Source organism: uncultured Aquimarina sp., assembly GCF_947492965.1.
Lineage (GTDB): Bacteria > Bacteroidota > Bacteroidia > Flavobacteriales > Flavobacteriaceae > Aquimarina.
The window spans coordinates 164,690-182,263 of sequence record NZ_CANLOZ010000003.1; the positions used below are offsets into that span (position 1 = coordinate 164,690).

Here is a 17,574-nt window from a genome sequence, read left to right on the forward strand (position 1 = left end):
AAAATGTGATAATTTGTACTTCTTAATTAAAAAGAATGCAAGAGATACAACAGTCTTCCTTTAAGAAATCATTAGGCTTAGTTCCTGGTACCGTAGTTTATGTAGGAAAAAAAAATACTACAGATGTTAGTATAGAACTCTTTGATTATGATGAGAGTTTTATGGAAGAACATGAATTACATAGCATTGATGATGCCTATCAATATATAGATTCTAAACCGATCACCTGGTTAAATATTAATGGTCTTGGTCATACCCAGACTATCGAAAAACTTGGAGCTTATTGCAATCTTCATCCATTAATAATGGAAGACATTGTAAATACGCATCAACGACCCAAGATTGATGAATATGATAATTATCTTTTTGTGGTATTGAAGATGTTGTATTTCAATGAAGAGCATGAGTTATGTATAGAGCATGTTAGTTTAGTTTTAGGCGATGGTTATGTCTTGTCTTTTCAAGAATCTGATGGAGATGTTTTTGATTCCATTCGAAATCGAATACGAAATAATAAAGGTAGGATTCGGACAATGGGAGCAGATTACCTGTTGTATACGCTAATGGATGCTATTGTAGACAATTATTTCAATTTAATAGAAGTAGTTGGAGATAAGATTGAAGAATTAGAGGATATGTTATTCGAAAATACATCTACCGACGCCATTACGTTCGAAATACAAGGTCTTAAACGAGAAATCCTAAAAATAAGAAGAGCCGTATTTCCATTAAGAGAAGTAGTAAATAAACTAGAAAAAAACGAACATAAACTCGTGATTAAAAAAACGCGTTTATATCTCAGAGATTTATACGATCATATCATACAAGTTTCTGAAAATGTAGAAATCTACAGGGAGATGACTTGGAGTTTAATGGATATGTATATGACAACGATCAGTAACAAAATGAATGAGGTCATGAAAGTGCTCACGATTATTGCTACGATTTTTATTCCATTAACGTTTTTAGCGGGAATTTACGGGATGAATTTTGAAAACATTCCTGAACTCAAATTCAAATATGGATACTATGTTTTTTGGGCAGTTCTGTTACTAATTTTTATAGCCCTACTGATGTATTTTAAACGTAAAAAATGGTTGTAACGATCGTGTGAAAATCACTTTTTTCCTGTAAGCTTTTCTGTAATACCTATCCAAAAAGGACTGATAACCAGAGTTAATGAAATAAGGCTAATGGTAAAATTATAACCAAAGTCTTCTATAATATTTAAGCTAAATGCTGTTGAACTTAATAAAAAGCTCAGTTCACCGATTTGTGCAAGAAGAGCACCGCCTAACAATGCTTCTTTCCAATTACAGGAAAAAAACCGTAGAATAACTGAATTTAGAAAATGATTGGTTAAGTAGACAACTAAAATTGCAATAGATATAGACCACAAATTTTTATAGATGAATGAAAGGTCTAATTGCAGTCCTACGCTAATAAAAAAGAAAGAGACAAATAGTATTCGGAACGAATGGAGCGTATCATGAATCCAATCGGTTTCTTTTGCCGAGTTCATTATAATTCCCCCAATAAAAGCTCCTAAAGCAGCCGACAACCCAAACACCAAGGTGAATAGCGCTCCTCCAAAGCACAAAAATATGGCCATAAAAACTTGTAACTCATGGTCACGTTCTATTTTTTTGGAGAAAAAGGGCAGTGTAATGGTTTTCTTTATATAAATATAAACCAAAATGCCAACGATAAGGATTGCTCCTAAGATCATAAGAAGTATGTGTTCTATAGATTCTGTTTTGCCACCTAATTGAGAAATAATTAGAAGCAAAGGAACCAAAGCAACATCCTGAGCTAGTAGAATGCTGAGGACATTTTTGCCAACTTTAGTATCTATTAATTTCTTATCCTGAAGTAACTTGATCACAACTGCAGAACTACTTAATGCAATAACAAATCCAAGTACAACTGATCTGGCAAAACTCCAATCATAATAATATCCTATCAGCAATACCATGGCTACACTAAGTCCAATCTGCGAAATAGTACCTATTGCGGCAAGTTTCCACTGTTTTATGAAATCAATAAGGTTGATTTCCATGCCTATAAAAAACAATAATAAAATGATACCTAGTTCTCCGAGAAGGTGAATCGATTCTTTATCCTGAACTAAGTTCATTCCGTGCTCTCCTAAAATAACGCCTACAAGAATGTAACCTATGATATAGGTTTGGTTTAATTTTTTGAGGATGATACTGATACCAATAATTAAAATAGCAAAAATTGCAATTAGTATAATTATCGGATCTAAGGAAGCTATAAACAACATATGCTTTTAGTAAACAGGATTTCTTTCAAATATACTTTTAAAATGTTTTTAAAATATGAAATCAATCAGATAAATCATTAAAAACAATTTAACTTTGTATGAAGTTTAAAAGTCAGTTTTTTCAAGTTTTAAACTCATGCATTTTTTGGGTTTTTAGAAAATTGATATATCAAGATTACACTGTTTAATCTGTAAAAATAGTAGTCACATGTTTAATCATCAGAAAGAAATTCTTTTTACAGTCATATTAGTTATAACCATGACTGGGATAATCATATTAACTAAGAGGGCTCTCAGAAGATTTAGTTTTATCCGATCTATCGAAATCAACCGTAGAAAAATCATCTTAAATCTTAGTTATCTCTTTATTTATGGTATAGCTATTTCGATACTTGCTGTAATTTGGGGTGTAGACTACAGACAGTTCATAGTTTTTATTTCTTCGGTACTTGCGGTATTAGGTATTGGTTTTTTTGCTCAGTGGTCTTTACTTTCCAGTTTAACTGCCAGTGTTATTTTGTTTTTTAGTCATCCGGTTAGAATTGGTGATAAGATTCGGGTTTTAGATAAAGATTTTGATTGGACAGGCGAGCTAGTAGATATTACTGGGTTTTATTTGTTCATAAGAACTGATGATGGTAAAAATATTACACTTCCTAATTCTCTGGTAATTCAAAAAGGGATTGAAATTGTTGAAAGAAAAAAAGACAAAGAATAAAAGTAGTTCTTGGGTTGATTGTCTTAATTTTTAATCATTCGGTATGTTCTGGAAAATAAAGCTTCTATTCAGAAACGGTAATACCTTCAGTGGTAAAACTGAAACCCTGTTGACCAGAGACACCTACCATCACTCCTTGAAATAATGGTTTAATATTTGTGTTAGAACCCCAGGTAATTAGAAAGTTTGCACCACTACCTCCAGTAGTATCCTCTTCTTCTATCACATATTCTATAGATTCTAGTGGTTTCAGAAAAATGGGTTGTTGTATATAACCTCTAACAAAATCTCCAGAAGTGTTATAATAGTCAACATTTTTAATAAACACAGAATCTCTCGGACTTGTATTTCTTATGCTTAAAGTAGCAGTTAGTTGAAATCTAAAGTCTTTGGTTTTATTATAAATATCAGAGTAAATAGGAACATATACTTCCTTTTTAATAGGATAATTAAAACCGTCTTCTGATAAGGGCATTTTGTTTTCTTTCAGAATTCCTTGCTCTACTTCTTTATTGGGATTTTTTTCCACACAAGACCATAAAACAATATATATTAAAAAATACATCAAACGCTGTAAATACCTCATGATTCTGATTTATAAAGATTATACAAATAGATCATAACTATTTGCGTAAGCAATATCCGAAATTATATTGGAGGTTGTATACAAAATAACTCAGTTTTTCTAGTGACTTCAAATATGTTGAAAAATGATAGTTATGATTTTTTTAATAAAAAACATGATGTTTTTATTGTATTTCATTTTTTTAAAAAATTTGAATTTTTGATTAAAAAATGATGTTTTTTGATTGAAAAATGATGGTTTTGGCTATTTTTTATCTTGTTTTTGGGTAAAAACATATTTTTTAGTGTTAAATGAATTAAGCTTTTATTAACATATAAGAGGTAATTTTAGAAATACTTATGTTAAAGATTCTTAACTGAAGTTAAAGCCCGTTAAATGCCTTGACAAAATTCTACTGAGCCCTATATTACAAGTGTATTGTTTTATAATCAGCATCCCGATTAAAAAAACATTTTCTTTTCTGTTACTTTCTGTAACTAGTTTTTAACTGTTGATGCAATACATATCATTTACTAAATCAAAACTTAAAAAATGAATCATTTAATTATAAATAATAATTTGAGAATTTCTACTATTTGGGAGTGTAACGCACTGCTTGCTGATTTTCAAATGTATTATCAGAAAATAAGAAATTTTCATCGATATATAGGTAGCATTAAGCAAAATGAATTACATGATAGATTTGAACAATTATATACCAATGCTAAGACTAACATTGATAGTTTGGCAGAAAGAATAACAGATATACAAGACGAGCCTATTTCTGGATATAGAGAATTAAAGAAAATTACTTCGATAGAAAGAGGCTTACTTCCTCAAACAGATGAGGAAATGATAAAAGAGATTATAAGAGATCATGCTGTCTTATTGGATCGGATGAAAAGTATCAGAAATAATACGACAATAACAGGAGATGAAGAAACCAAGGACTTGATCCAATCATATATAAATGAAATAAAAAAATCTAGCGTAACTCTAGCAACCTGGAGTAAGAGACCAAAAATGCACTTGGAAACAGTTTCTCTAAATTTTAATAAGTAATAGTTATGTTCTTATTACAAAATGAAGTTCCGGAATCATTAGAAACTGTTACAGAAAAATTACATAGTTGGTGGGAAACGCTGTTAGCAAACCTTCCTAATATCGGGGTTGCGATAGTGGTCTTAATAGCCTCCTATTTAGTTTCTAGATTAATTTATAACGTAACGCTAAAGTTAATTTATAAAAGAGTAAGACAAACATCTATAACAAAACTTATTGCCAGAGGAGCTTCAATTATAGTTGTTTTAGGAGGATTGTTTCTAGCATTAGCAGCCTTAAATCTAGGGCAAGTATTAACAAGTCTATTAGCAGGTGCTGGAGTTTCAGGTTTAGTGATTGGACTAGCATTACAAGGCACATTGTCTAATACTATATCCGGAATTGTTTTGTCTTTTAGAAATAATATTCAGGTTGGTAATTGGATCGAAACTAATGGTTTTTCTGGCGAAGTATTAGATATTAATTTAAACTATTTTGTTTTAAAGGAGGTAGATAACAATACAGTTGTCATTCCTAATAAACAAATTATTGAGAATCCGTTTAAAAACTTCTCATTAACCAAGGAAATGAGAATTTCTTTAGAATGCGGTATTGATTATAAATCTGATTTGGAAGCCGTTCAAAAGCTTACTATCGAAACAATTTCGAACTTATTTGACCAAGAAAAAATTAATAAACAGATAGAATTCTATTACACAGGATTTGAGGACAGTTCTATTAATTTCTTATGTAGGTTTTGGGTTGAAGGAATGAGTGGTTTAGACAGATTAAGGGCAAAAAGTAAGGCGATTATTCAGCTTAAAAAAGCTTTTGATAAGAATGGGGTAAATATTCCATTTCCTATCCGAACACTACATGTAAATGAAAAGCACCTAACCAGTGAATTAAAACAATTAGAAACCCTTGGAATAAATTAAAGAATACGAATTGAAAAAATAATTACAAATACAAAATTGAGACATATGAAAACAAATAATAAAGAAAACAAAATATATATCATACTAACCTTGACCTCAGTATTTCTATTCACATTTGCTTTAATCAGTGCATTCGCTCAGGAGAATAAAAATGTATTGATAGAGACTATAAAAAAAGAGAACAAAGTGATTAAAGATGGGCAAGAAATTACTTTTAAGCAATTCGAGACAGAGTCTGCAGAGCAACCTATTGTTTTGGATCAAGAAGATAGATATAAATTAAATCAGGATAGATCGGATATACCACATAAGGTTACAAAAGTAATTATGTTAGATAACGATAGCGATGAGTCTTATGACAAAATGATCTCATTATTTTATAGACGAGGAGAAAAAGAATTATATGATTTTGATCTTACCAGTAAAGGGTTGGCTGTATCGGCAGATGATGAAGAAAATAGCATAAAAGGGATTGATAAAATCGAAAATGGAAAAATGCTTGATACTGATTTATTGAATGATGAAGGGTTATACCAACTCACCTTTGCAAATGGAGATAGACATTTAATAAGTGTAGAAACTTATGACGAATTAAAATAAGCCAGATCTAAAATAATATACACTGGAGAGAGGTTGAGAAATCAACTTCTTTACCAGTTTCAAAAATATAATCACATTAAAGAAAATACTATGACAATATATTATAGATACTTAAGAATATTAATGAATAGCGTGATGAAGTTTGTGAAAGAATTACCCGCTGCCAGCAGCAATGCTATTCATCGATAATGAATTGAAACTAACAATAATACTCATTTAATTTTTGAACTATGAAACATAAAGACCAAATACAAAGACCTGGGCTGAGAAAAAAATATTTTGGAAGCAAAGGTTTTTTAAGAAAACTCCAAAATAAAATAAAACATAATATGAAACCTAAAAAAGCTATATATAGCTAAACGATATGAGAAAAGACAAATATTTGAAAAAAGCATTATCCTGGGTCGAAAAACGATCAACAGTATCTGTAAATTCTATAGCAGAAGATTATGAAGATCCAAAAGCTTTTATTAGTAAATCTTCAAAGGAAAAAATCAGAGCAGATATATCTTTTGTAACCCATGGAGGCGCTAAACACTTTATAGAAATAGCGTTAAAAAATATGGATACTAAAAAGCAAGTTGTAAAATGGAAAGTACTAAGTTTTATCGCAGGTGTAAAAAGAGGAAAATTACATTTGTTAGCTCCCAAAGGACATAAAGCACATGCAGAAAGATTAATAAAAAGATATAACATCAACGCGATGGTATATTCACTATAATAAAAACCACATAAACAAAACCATTTATATTTTGGAAAAAACAGAAAACTCAAAAAAAATAAAAACAGCTATCGACTATTGGAAAAAACAAAATGAAAAAAGAAAGTGTACGGATTTCTCAGAAATGTCTTACTGGGAAGTTGTAAGCACAAACTCAGCTTTATAAGGAAACAAGAGTTTTCTAATCATAAAAAAACGATTTCTGCAAATAAATTGCAGGGACGTTTTTTTTTTGGTTTAAATAAAGATGATGCAAAAAATCGAATTTGTTTTAATAAAAAGTTATCTTGTAGTAGATAAAAAATTCCCTAAAAACCAAAGTCTTATGAAAAAATTACTACTTCTTATCCTAGTGTTTAATCTCTCTTACACTTTTGGACAACAGAATATTGATGATTTATTGGCTGCCGGAGTAAATGATGCCCAACGTTTTGCAACAGATTACTTACGCCCAGCTTCAGATGGATTAATTTATAGTATGAATCAAGGTTGGTTTAATAGCGCAAAATCCAAAAAGAAATTTAGATTTGAAATTTCTCTTATTGCTAATGCTTCTTTCGTAGGAAGTGATAATAAGTCTTTTATTCTTGATACCTCGCAGTATGAAAATCTTCAGTTTAGAGATGGGAGTACGCAACAAGAAGTAGCAACCGCTTTTGGAGATATTGAAGGAGTTGTTGTTTTTGTTGAAGGAGAAAGTACTATACCAGGATTACCTCCACAAGATGCTGAATTTGAATTACCAACTGGTTTGGGAGAGTCTAATATCAATTTTGTACCGACGGCATTTTTACAAGCAAGTTTTAGCCCGTTAAAAGGAACCGAAATAAAAGCACGCTTTTTTCCGCAAATTAATACAAGTGATGCAAAGGTTGGATTTTATGGAATAGGTGTACAACATGAATTTACATCTTGGTTACCAGCTGAGAAATTATTTCCAGTGGCAATTGCTGGGTTAATAGCCTACACGCACTTAGACGGGAGTTATGATTTTACAGATACGAGTATTGTAGATGGTGAAAATCAACGTTTCGAAAATGATACCAATACGCTATTATTTCAGTTGATTGGATCAACAAAATTACCTGTTTTTAATGTCTATGGCGGAATTGGTTATATCTCGGGAACTTCTAATACTGATTTAAAAGGAGTCTACAGAGTACAATCCGGTGTTATATCATCCGAAGAGATTACAGATCCTTTTTCGATAGAGAGTAAAGTATCTGGTGTAAGAGGTACGATAGGAGCAAAGGTTTCTCTTGGATTTTTTAAAGCAAATCTAGAGTATAACATAGCCGAATATAGTGGAGCATCTCTAGGACTCAATTTTGGATTTTAATTGCAGAGATCATCATATAAATTGTTTTACGATTATCAAGAAATCTATTAAAACTTAGAAGCTATAGCAATAGATTTTTTCGTGGTGGCTGTGATCGCTTCGTAGTCGAAATCACCAGCATCGTTTTTAAATATTAATTTAGAACCTAATCCCACACAATAAGCACCAGAAGAAAACCATTTTTTTAAGTTATCTTCTTCTGGAGTAACACCACCGCTAGGCATGATAAGTGTCCAAGGACAAGGTGCTTTTACCGATTTAATAAAATCAGGACCACCAATTTGACCAGCTGGAAATATTTTTACAATTTCAGCTCCTAATTCTTCTGCATAATTAATTTCACTCAATGTTCCACATCCAGGTAACCAGGCAACTTTTCTTCTATTACATACTTTAGCCATATCAGGATTTAGTACAGGAGAAACGATAAAATTAGCGCCATTTTGGATAAAAATAGAAGCTGTACCTACATCCACTACAGATCCAATGCCTAATATCATACCAGGTAATTCTTGGTTTACCCATTTTACTAATTCGGAAAAAACTTCATGAGCATGATCTCCTCTATTGGTAAATTCAAATACTCTAGCACCACCATCATAACAAGCTTTTAATATTTTTTTTGCTATCGTAATATCTTCGTGATAAAATAAAGGAACAATCTTAGTACTTCCCATTATTTGTGCAACTTCTATTCTAGTATATTTAGCCATGTTTATCTTTTTATTCTTCCTGTTAGATTTCCTTCTATTACGGATGCTATTTCCTCTTCGTTTACCAAGTTAGCATCTCCTTCGATGGTATGTTTTAATGCACAGGATGCATTGGCAAATTGTAATGCTTTCTGATCATCATAATGTAATAGTCCATGAATCAACCCAGAGGCAAAGGCATCTCCAGTTCCTATTCGGTCAATAATATGAGTAATTTCTAATTCTTCTGTTTCATGAAAAGTGTTTCCATCCCACATTCGAGATTTAATCTTATGCCAATTGGCGTTTAAGGATACTCTTGTTTTATCAAAAACTTTTTCTATGTAGGGAAACTGCTCTTGTAGATACTTACAACTTTTGATAAAATCATCTGTATCATTAGTAAAATTAGTACCTAATAATTCATTGATCTCATTCGGACCACCGATAAAAATCGTTGATAAACCTGATAATTCAGATAGTGCTGCTCTGGCATCAATTCCATAATTCCAAAGGTTTTTCCTGTACGCAGGATCCGCAGAAACAGGAATATTTTTTTTCTTGGCTACTAAAAGCGCATTTTTTAATCCTATATAAGCTTCTTCCGATAATGCTGGTGTTATTCCTGTCCAATGGAACCAGTTACAGTGCTCTAAAATTTGTTCCCAGTCGAGATCTGAAGAATTAATTTTGGAAAATGCAGAATGCGATCTATGATAACTTATAGTACTTGGTCGCATAACAGCACCTACTTCAAGAAAATATAAACCTAAAGGGGCTTCTGAGGTCTGCACAAATTTAGTGTCAACTCCATAAGTATTCAAATAACTTGTGGCTGCTTTTCCGAGAAAGTCATTAGAGACTGCAGAAACATGATCTACTTCATTTCCTAATTGCGAAAGGGATATGGCTACATTTACCTCTGTTCCACCAAAATAATATTCCAATTGATTCGATTGGATGAGTTTTTTATTGCCAGGAGGTGAAATCCTCATAATGATCTCACCAAAGGTTACAACTTTTTTCATCTGCAAGGTTTTGTTGTTCTCAATGTAATTTTATAATAAAATAATAAGGTCATTAAGAACAAAATGTTGACTTACTTTTAATGATTTCAAAATTACATTTTTTAAATGTAAAAAATACAGTTATTTTAAAATAAAAACCCGTTTCGATGTTGTTATACAACTTTATCATCGAAACGGGATTGAGGCAAATTTTGGTATATTAGAAGTTAATTAGTTTCTAATCAATCTTAGTGTTTTAGTCTCTTTTCTAGGATGCTTTATAGATAAGAAATAGATTCCTTTAGATAAATTCTCAATATTAATAGTATGATTTTGATTCAAAGGTGTATTCATATGTGTGGTTCCTTTGATATCATATATACGAATGTGATATTCTAATTCAGCATCTAAACCATCTAGAAATACTTCTCCCGATGATGGGTTTGGATACATTTCAAGGCTATCAAATTCTTTGGTTAGTTCTTCATCATTGCTTCTATTAACATCTCTAGTAAGTATGATTTTGTCTAAATTCCATTGCCAAGGAGTATTGCTTGACGCTAATATTCTTATAGTGTGTTGTCCTGCTGTAAGATTTACAACACCACCATTTAATGATTCATAGCTTTCCCAAGATCCATTGTTAGGAACATTAGTGGTAGATGCCAGAACATTATCTGCCAATAACTGAATTTGTGCTCCGTTGGATGGTGTGGAAATCAGATATTCAATATTGTAGAATCCTGTAGTAGGAATAGTAACGGCATACTCTGCCCAATCACCATTATTAACATAATTGATGGTAGTAGCTCTTCTATTAACTCCTAATCCTGGACCACCTACAGAAGTATCGTCATAGGTTCCACCAGTACCAGTAAAATCTTCTGCTTCTATGATTAAATTACTAGTGCCACCACCAGTAGCTGTAAAATTCATGGATCCTAAATTAAAACGTCCACGGTCCATAAATACTCTCATTATCTGTTGACCGGCAGGAAGAGATACATTTGATATTGTTTTGTTTACAAAAGAGCCCCAATTTCCAGTTGAACCTACAGATTGTAGTCCAGTAACATCATTACCATTAAATTCTATATGAAAGGCTCCATTATTATTTATAGAAGCTACTTGAGCATCAATAGTGTAAGTTCCTGCGGTAGCTACATTAACAGTATATTCTAACCATTCTCCATTAGAAATCCATCCGATATTACCAGCAGGAGTTCTAAACTCGGTATCTACATCAGTATTCTGTCTTGGTCCGGTTCCGTTATTACCAGATCCTGAATCATTATATGCTATTCCTTGACCTCCATTGTCAAAATCAACGGAGTTGATAGTTCCTGGTATAGGATGAGGGCTACCGCCAAATGGTGTTTGTCCATCTCCGGTAGAACCTTCTGTTACAGTTATGGTAGCAGTATCTGTAAAATTACCATCGGTTGTATTTACAGTAATGGTTGCCATACCAGCGGAAACTGCTGTAACAACACCGCTTTGTGTTACCGTTGCCACAGACGTATTACTAGAGGTAAATGTCATGGTTTTAGTAGTTGCATTTGCAGGGGTTACTGCTCCAGTTAAATTTCCTGTAGTTCCAGCTACCAGCGTAAGATTGGCAGGTGTTACATTTACTCCAGTTACAGGTACATTTGTACCTCCTCCAACGGGTTTATATACGCGTATCCAATCTACTTTCATGGTGTTTTTAGCAGGGTCACTTAGATCTGCATCAGTAGGTGTACGATTGGCTAATACATGCCAGTCTTGGGATTCTACATTGATAATAATATCCATTTCTTTGGTAAATCCATTACCTCCTTGAAAATTAAATGGGTCAATAATACTTACAGAAGATGTATTACTGGCTTGTTGTAGAGTTTGAAAAGAATAAGAAGTTCCTGTTGCAAATTCCGTCATTTGTTGGAAGCCTGTAGCATCAAAATCCAGCTGGCCATTTGTCATCGTTGGGTATGCATATGTCCAGGTGCCATTTCTATTAGTAGCAACTGCTTTATCATATAGTACACGTACTAGGTTACCGTCTATATAATACTCAAAATGAAATGGACTTATCCAATTCACACCAATGCGAACATATCTTCTGTTTCCATTATTCCAGTGGTGCTCTCCCCAAACAGAAACATCTGATTGACTCCACCAACTATTAAAGTCTCTTGGTTGATAATCTGTAAATGGATTTCGAATAAACGAATGATGACTTAGATGAATAAATTCGGAGAAGAATTCATTTCCTTGCTCATCACCTCCGTAGCATTCGATGATATCGATTTCCTGTGTATCATCAGGGCTTAAAAGCCAAACATCAGATGCCAGTACAATATCGGCAACACTTACACTTGCTTCTACAAAAACTGGAAATTTAACACGTGTATTACCCGTGATACATCCTGAACTTACTCCGTCATTAGGGCGTCCCATTTTATCAGGAAGCCCTGTAATAGGAAGGTCACCGCCAGTGCGATTCCAACGAGATGCCCTTAGTATTAAATCATTACCATCCACGGATACATGATTATATTTCCAGTAGGTGGTACCTGGACCATCCCAGCCATTATGATAAAAGTTATACCATTTGTTATTCCCAAAGTTGGATAATTGATTGGTTTCGTTAAAGGTATAATTAAAATCATCTGACGGAGCTGGCTGAAGCTCCCAAACATTTCCTTGTCCTGCATTGGCAGGTACAGGTATCCCATTCCAATCCTGTGCGATGGAAGAAATAGTACATAAAAAGAATAAAAATAATAGTTGAGTTTGATTTTTTACAAATGAGTTATTTGTAAAGTGTGTTAGAAAGTTCATGGTTTACAATAAATTACTGTTTAGTTAATAGGTTTTAAATGATATTTAGGTTCGTAGAAATCTTTTTGAAATAAACTTTAGAGGATTTGGTTAAAACGTACCACAATCCAGCTTGGAATTTATCCAAAATTTGGTTCTACATTAATATTTGTGATTTATAATTACCTAAAAGTGGGTGGGAAAGTGTAGGAAAAAAATCACTGACTTGCTAGATAATTTATAGCTATCCCTATCATTGAAAATTTAATTTTAACAAAGGGTTTTTTCAGTATAAAATATCACTACAAGAATAAAAGAAACCCTTGTCAATCCATGTTAAAAGAGATAGACAAAAACTGAACAAAATCCGTTAGAAACTAAATAAAACTAGATATAAAATGGTCATTCTTGTATTTGTAAAATCACCTTGTAATTTTCTTATGTACGAAGCAAAAAAAATATCATTTAAAACTACCGATTGAAATAGTATTTACATTTCAATCGGTAGTTTGGATTTTACTTTTTGATCAGTTTTAGTGTTCTGTTTCCATCTGTAGGATTTACTACGGTTAAGAAATAAATACCTTGAGGTAAACTTTGTATATTTATGATATGATTTTCGTTTAATTTTTGGTCTACATAAGTAGCTCCTTTGATATCATAAATTCTGATGTTGTGTTGTTTTTCCTGAGATAATCCTTGGATAAATACACTACCAGTAGCGGGGTTAGGGAATAGGTATACCTTTGGTGCTATGGGCTTGGTTGTAGTATCAGGATTAATGCGATTAGCATTATCAGTAGATAATATAATTTTATCCAGATTCCACTGCCATGTTGTATTACTTGATGCTTGTATTCTAATGGTATGTGTTCCTGTTGCTAAAGTTACTGTTCCATCCACAAGAGAAGTAAAGTTATCCCAGGCTCCATTGGAAGGTACATTTGATGTAGCGGCAAGAGTTCCATCTACTAATAATTGAATTTGTGCTCCACTGGAAGGCGTGGAGATCAAATATTCGATATTATACGTTGCAGCTGTTGTAACATTAATGGTATATTCTGCCCAGTCACCGTTATTTACATAATTAATATTAGAAGAGGTTCTGTTCACTCCTAAACCTGGTCCTCCAGCAAAAGCATCATCAAAAGTACCCCCAGTAGCTATAAAATCTTCAGCTTCTATGATCAAGGATGCGTTAGGAGATGCTACTGAGTTTCTGATCACTTCTATACTGTTAGAAAGGTCGAAGTTTCCAGAAAGTCCAGATAGATTAGCTCCAGCACTTAATCCATTAATTCCATTTTCATAGCTTAGGTGATAGATAAAACAAGATCCATCTCCAGCTTCATCGAAGTTTACAGCTTCAGGAGTAGGAGGTAGTCCTAATATATTTTGTTGGTCATCGGTTACCACCCATTGTGAATTAGTTCCTGAATTTCCTGTAAGTGTAATTCCAGATACATTATCCTCAATTCCGTCGCCTACAGTAAATACAAAAGGACCACCCGTTATAGTTCCTCCATCTACTTGTGTGTTTCCTGTTATTCTAGTCAGTGTAATTCTATCTAAGTTCCATTGCCACGGATTGGATCCAGATGCTACTACACGAACTGTATGTACACCAGCAGTTAGATTAGAGATCGTACTAGATGATACTAATACGCTGTAATCATCCCATTGTCCATTATTAGGCACATTATCTGTAGCTACTACTGTTCCATCAATGAGTAGTTGGATTTGTGCATTATCAGAAGGTGTAGATATTTCATAATCGATTCTGTAAGCACCAGGATTTCCAACGTTAATGGAATATTCTGCATAATCTCCACTATTTACATAATTGATATTATTAGTAGTGGCATTTACTCCAAGTCCAGGTCCACCTGCAGATGCATCATTAAATGTACCACCAGTGGCGATAAAGTCTTCAGCTTCAATAATGATCTGATCTCCAGAAGGAGGAATAGAGGTGTCATTAACAGTGATAGTACTAGTAGCAGTAAAGTTACCATCTACTGTAGTTGCTGTTATGATTGCAGAACCCATTGCTAAGGCTGTCACCACACCATTGCTAGAAACGGAAGCAACCGAAGGATTACTAGAAGACCAAGTAACTGTTTTATCAGTAGCATTAGCAGGAGTTACTGTTGCTGTAATTGTCGTAGTATTACCTTGATCTAAGGTTATAGATGTCGGTGAAACAGTAACACTAGTAACTGCTACAGGATCAGGACTTCCTGGTCCTTCATCTGATCTTCCAGGTTTTTTGGTAAATTCCCAAGTAAGGAGGTTTACAACACAAACTTCTCCTACATGTTGAAAATCTAGGGTAATGGTGTTATTTTGTCTTAGCAGATTTGCTGGAACTGGAATTTCCAAAGCTCCAAACCACCTACTTCTATTTTGCTGTCCACCTCTCCAGTCAATTGGAGTTTCAACTTCTACACCATTAAAGACTAATTTATTTATAGATAAAAATCCATTTTCTACATTATCAGGAGCATCAAAAAGATTTACAGTAACCTTTAACATTGCTTCTGTATTATCAGGGTTTTGAGGTACCTGTACGCCATTTACGAAAAAAGTATTATCTCCACTTTGGATCTCTACTCTTTGATCATTACTAACTGAAGCTCCATAGAATTTTTTTTCTGTAGAGGACTCATTAATATTCACTTCATCTGCAAATGTATATTTTAAAACCATTGTTGCATCTGCTCTGAGAGTAACTGTTGAAGGAATGTCTGTAGTTGTATCGTCTGATAAAGTAACATCTCTAACTCCTTGTAAGAATAACTGTTTTATACGAACACTTTCTGCCTGATTATTAAAATCCTCAAAGAAGTTAAGGTTAATATTAGTGTCTTCATCTTCAAGATTATTTAGAATAAGAAAAACTTCTTTTCCATTAATGTAACAATCCACTTGTATATCTGGATCAGAAGACATAGTATCAACCCTTGTTCCATCAACGTCATCCCATAATCGATACCATTTGATCATATCGCTCCATTCCCAGTTACCATCACCATCGTCATCTCTAAGCATTTTGTAGTGATATACAATTTCGGGAATACCATCTCCATTACTATCTACATCTCTGAATGTTGCTTTGGTTAAAGTAAAAGGCATAGATAACTCTATATAATCTGGTCTTTCCAAAAATTGCATCAACATGTTAGAAAACGGTTTTAAGTTCTCCCAGTCATATCTTCTGTCATGGGGTCTATCATCCCAGGCATTTTGTACCGCTCCATACTCTGAAATAATGACAGGCTTTCGTGTTCCAAATTTATTGATATCGTAAGATTCCAGCATTTCTAGTGTTGCTTCTACATGACCACCACTTCTGGTAGTTCCTCCTGTGGCGTCATATGTTGGCCAATCATAAAAATGAACAGAATAAAAGTCCATATTCTCACCTGCTATATCGATAAATCCTTTCCACATTACATCCCACTGATACCATGGTTTATTTCTGTCGATAAAAAAAGAAGGTTTATCTACTTGACTTCTGGCATAGGCTTTTGCTATTTCATCCCCTGGAGTATTACCATAAAAACCATTTACATAATCTACGCTTTGGAATCTAGAAAACCCATCACCATTAAATAAATCATGAAGTCCCCAAGTCATTCCACCAATTTTTGGTGCTCTGCTACCTAGTTTTTCCTTCACACCTTTGGCAACGAGATTATGATACTCGAATATGTCTTCCCAACTAGACATCATAAATTGTCCTGTATTTAAAGGGAAATCTGGCTCATTAATAACCTCCCAATATTCGGGCATTACAATACCATCTTGACTAATATTATCAACAAAAAATTCATCCATGAATTGAACCATCCATTCCGCGGAAGTTTCAATATCTTGCGGTATCCAAGTTTGACCATTTTCTCTACCCCAATTAGAACCACATATTCCATTATCAAAATAGGATAAGGTTGGATACGTAGGATGAGGGTTGGTTCCCATGATGGATGTGGTATTTCCTTTGAAGGATGTTAATCCACGATCTTCCAAGCGTCTTTGATATTCTTCCTGCCAGAAGTCTAATAAAACACTTAAACTATCGCGATCGTGTTTATTGGGTCTTTCTTCATCTACTGGGGTAAATTGAAAAAGAAAAGAAGATGTTCCATTATCTCTTCCTAAGGCTACATCTAATTCATTTAATAATTCATCTACACGGTTTATTTCACCTTCATAGTCAGCTTCAAAAATGCTAGCATGATTTGTAATATGCCTTTCTCTCCCAAAATCGGAGATGCCTCCAACCGAATGTTTAATGTTAAGATTTACGTCTACTTCGACGTTTTGAGCCCTGTTTGCTACGGGAAATAGCATAAAAAGCCCCATTACAATAATGAAATTGATTTTTTTCATGATTAATAAGATTGAGTTTATAAAATATATGTGTGTGGTTCGGAGGTGTTTTATTCTCAGCCGGTTTTTTTTGACAATAGATCTCCCTGTTAAAAGTGTATATACTTTTAAAAAAGATGAGATATATTGAATTAAGAACTAACCGATTGAAATACGGTATTGTATTCTATTTAGTAAATTTTTTAATCAGTCATTCTTACATTGAAAGAGCTAATAATGAGCTATTTTCTATGTAAAAAGAAGAATTAGAATTGTCTTGTAGAAATTGCTTTTTGGGCAATTAAAAAAGTAATACTACCAGGTGGTCTGGAAAGTAGTAGGCTCGTAAAAGTATTTTTTATAACGAAGTAAGGTGTTGGTTTTTAAGTTTAAGAGTTAAGTTTGTGTTTGGCTATTAATAATTACATAAAATCTAAAAAAAGATTTTAGTTAGGTTCTGACTGGGGTTGATGGCTATCTGAAAAAGAGG

At 33.2% G+C, this 17,574-nt stretch carries 14 protein-coding genes; 8 read left to right on the top strand and 6 right to left on the bottom strand.

Translation table 11 applies throughout. The annotated features are described in order from the left end of the window. The first annotated feature begins 35 nt into the window (after nucleotides 1-35). On the top strand, nucleotides 36-1,103 hold the full coding sequence (gene corA, locus Q1B37_RS08850; RefSeq protein WP_299897981.1) for a magnesium/cobalt transporter CorA: 1,068 nt from the start codon (nucleotides 36-38) through the stop codon (nucleotides 1,101-1,103). A 14-nt stretch (nucleotides 1,104-1,117) separates the two neighbouring features. On the opposite strand, the gene Q1B37_RS08855 is transcribed toward corA, so the two are convergent. After that, nucleotides 1,118-2,287, bottom strand: a complete 1,170-nt coding sequence (locus tag Q1B37_RS08855; protein ID WP_299897984.1) for a cation:proton antiporter — start codon at nucleotides 2,285-2,287, stop codon at nucleotides 1,118-1,120. A gap of 208 nt (nucleotides 2,288-2,495) precedes the next feature. Here Q1B37_RS08855 and Q1B37_RS08860 point away from each other — a divergent pair, with 208 nt between their 5' ends. Then, complete coding sequence (locus tag Q1B37_RS08860) at nucleotides 2,496-3,005, top strand: mechanosensitive ion channel domain-containing protein (protein WP_299897987.1); 510 nt, start codon at nucleotides 2,496-2,498, stop codon at nucleotides 3,003-3,005. Between the two features lie 64 nt (nucleotides 3,006-3,069). Here Q1B37_RS08860 and Q1B37_RS08865 read toward each other — a convergent pair whose 3' ends face one another. Next, nucleotides 3,070-3,591, bottom strand: coding sequence for a DUF3124 domain-containing protein (locus Q1B37_RS08865; RefSeq protein WP_299897990.1), 522 nt, complete (start codon nucleotides 3,589-3,591; stop codon nucleotides 3,070-3,072). 531 nt (nucleotides 3,592-4,122) lie between these two features. On the opposite strand from Q1B37_RS08865, the gene Q1B37_RS08870 reads away from it, so the two are divergent. The 6 genes from Q1B37_RS08870 to Q1B37_RS08895 all read left to right on the top strand — a co-directional run bounded on the left by Q1B37_RS08870 (nucleotide 4,123) and on the right by Q1B37_RS08895 (nucleotide 8,209). Next, nucleotides 4,123-4,632, top strand: coding sequence for a ferritin-like domain-containing protein (locus Q1B37_RS08870; protein ID WP_299897992.1), 510 nt, complete (start codon nucleotides 4,123-4,125; stop codon nucleotides 4,630-4,632). Between the two features lie 5 nt (nucleotides 4,633-4,637). After that, on the top strand, nucleotides 4,638-5,549 hold the full coding sequence (locus tag Q1B37_RS08875; protein ID WP_299897995.1) for a mechanosensitive ion channel family protein: 912 nt from the start codon (nucleotides 4,638-4,640) through the stop codon (nucleotides 5,547-5,549). A gap of 45 nt (nucleotides 5,550-5,594) precedes the next feature. After that, complete coding sequence (locus Q1B37_RS08880) at nucleotides 5,595-6,149, top strand: hypothetical protein (protein WP_299898000.1); 555 nt, start codon at nucleotides 5,595-5,597, stop codon at nucleotides 6,147-6,149. Between the two features lie 364 nt (nucleotides 6,150-6,513). Continuing rightward, a complete protein-coding gene (locus Q1B37_RS08885; protein WP_299605285.1) occupies nucleotides 6,514-6,870 on the top strand; it encodes a hypothetical protein in 357 nt (118 codons plus the stop codon). Nucleotides 6,871-6,901: 31 nt separating this feature from the next. Continuing rightward, nucleotides 6,902-7,036 (top strand): hypothetical protein, encoded by a 135-nt coding sequence (locus tag Q1B37_RS08890; protein WP_299605287.1) that lies wholly within the window; start codon nucleotides 6,902-6,904, stop codon nucleotides 7,034-7,036. Nucleotides 7,037-7,195: 159 nt separating this feature from the next. After that, a complete protein-coding gene (locus tag Q1B37_RS08895; RefSeq protein ID WP_299898002.1) occupies nucleotides 7,196-8,209 on the top strand; it encodes a DUF6588 family protein in 1,014 nt (337 codons plus the stop codon). Nucleotides 8,210-8,256: 47 nt separating this feature from the next. On the opposite strand, the gene Q1B37_RS08900 is transcribed toward Q1B37_RS08895, so the two are convergent. From Q1B37_RS08900 to Q1B37_RS08915, 4 genes are all read right to left on the bottom strand, one after another. After that, nucleotides 8,257-8,922, bottom strand: a complete 666-nt coding sequence (locus Q1B37_RS08900) for a bifunctional 4-hydroxy-2-oxoglutarate aldolase/2-dehydro-3-deoxy-phosphogluconate aldolase (protein WP_299898004.1) — start codon at nucleotides 8,920-8,922, stop codon at nucleotides 8,257-8,259. Between the two features lie 2 nt (nucleotides 8,923-8,924). Further along, nucleotides 8,925-9,929 carry a sugar kinase gene (locus Q1B37_RS08905; protein ID WP_299898007.1) on the bottom strand — a complete coding sequence of 335 codons (1,005 nt, stop codon included), beginning with the start codon at nucleotides 9,927-9,929 and terminating at the stop codon, nucleotides 8,925-8,927. A gap of 210 nt (nucleotides 9,930-10,139) precedes the next feature. Then, entirely contained in the window at nucleotides 10,140-12,734 is a 2,595-nt protein-coding gene (locus tag Q1B37_RS08910; RefSeq protein ID WP_299898010.1) for a carbohydrate-binding protein, read from the bottom strand. A 495-nt stretch (nucleotides 12,735-13,229) separates the two neighbouring features. Next, the gene (locus Q1B37_RS08915) at nucleotides 13,230-17,105 is read right to left on the bottom strand and encodes a carbohydrate-binding protein (RefSeq protein ID WP_299898013.1); all 3,876 of its coding nucleotides are present in this window, start codon (nucleotides 17,103-17,105) and stop codon (nucleotides 13,230-13,232) included. Nucleotides 17,106-17,574: the final 469 nt, after the last annotated feature.